1 protein-coding gene is annotated in these 1,003 nt (G+C 62.5%); it reads right to left on the reverse strand.

Annotated features, from left to right (window positions below; all coding sequences use genetic code 11):
* Nucleotides 1-339 precede the first annotated feature (339 nt).
* Nucleotides 340-1,003 (reverse strand): alpha/beta hydrolase (locus B879_RS23840; RefSeq protein WP_157231790.1); only part of this gene is annotated, 664 nt, incomplete at its 5' end.

The following is a 1,003-nucleotide window of genomic DNA, read 5'->3' on the forward strand; positions in this document are numbered from 1 at the left end:
GGATGGCCCACCAACGACGGTGGTCATGTCGCTTTCATTGCTTACTCGATCCTGCGCCAAGATTGGGAAAACGGAACCGTGACCACTTTCGAATGGGAAGACCTCAAAATCTAGAGTTCCGTCCCGGTCAAGGTCGTCACGAAGGATCATATTCTCCGGCGCCGTGGGCCCTCGGTGTGATCAATCGATGGGCCACGAACCTGCGGTGAGGTGATCCAAGGGCATGCTTCTTGGAGCATCGGCCCCACGCTCGCCCACAATCGGTCGCTGGTCTGTTCGGGATCGAGACCGGCAGGCTGCAATATTTCCGGCGGCCGGAATCCACCGGGCCTTGATGACTCATCCCCGGTGCAGTAGCGCTTGAACTTGTTCAACGACGAGGTCGGGCCGGGAAATAAACGGGTGGTGCCCGGTCGGTAGTTCGACGGAGCGTGTGGCTCGGTTCGCATGGAAACGTTGCAACTCGACCGACGTGCTGCGATCTTGGCCGCAGATGATGTACGTCGAATCGACTCCCTCCCAGCCGGCGGCACTCGTGGGGGACATGAACGCCCCGGAGGCCTGTGCGGTCACCCGAGCCCAGGCCTGCTGCTGGGTCGACTCGTCCGCGTCCTGAAGGAATCGGGCTCCGAAGGAAGCCGCGTCGTAGCCGGACACACTCAGCGTGCCGTCACCGTTGTCGCCGATGGACACCGGGTCGCCCTCACCGCTCATGATCTCACCCTGAGACTGCCCGATATCGGGCAGATAGGACGAGATATAGAGTAGGTGCGCAACTGCCGGATGGTGTCCGGCTTCGGCGATCACGGTGCCGCCGTAGGAATGGCCGACAACGATGGCGGAGTCCACCTCATCCAGCGCGCGGCGAAGCGCCGCCGCATCGGCAGCCAGGCCGCCGCCGGTGACGTGGCTGAAGCCGTGAATGTTGATGGCGCCGTCGACGTTGAACGCGCGGATCAGATCCAAGCAGTCCATGGTGTAGATACGGGTCGGCTCGAGCAGC

Source organism: Cecembia lonarensis LW9, assembly GCF_000298295.1.
GTDB classification, from domain to species: domain Bacteria; phylum Bacteroidota; class Bacteroidia; order Cytophagales; family Cyclobacteriaceae; genus Cecembia; species Cecembia lonarensis.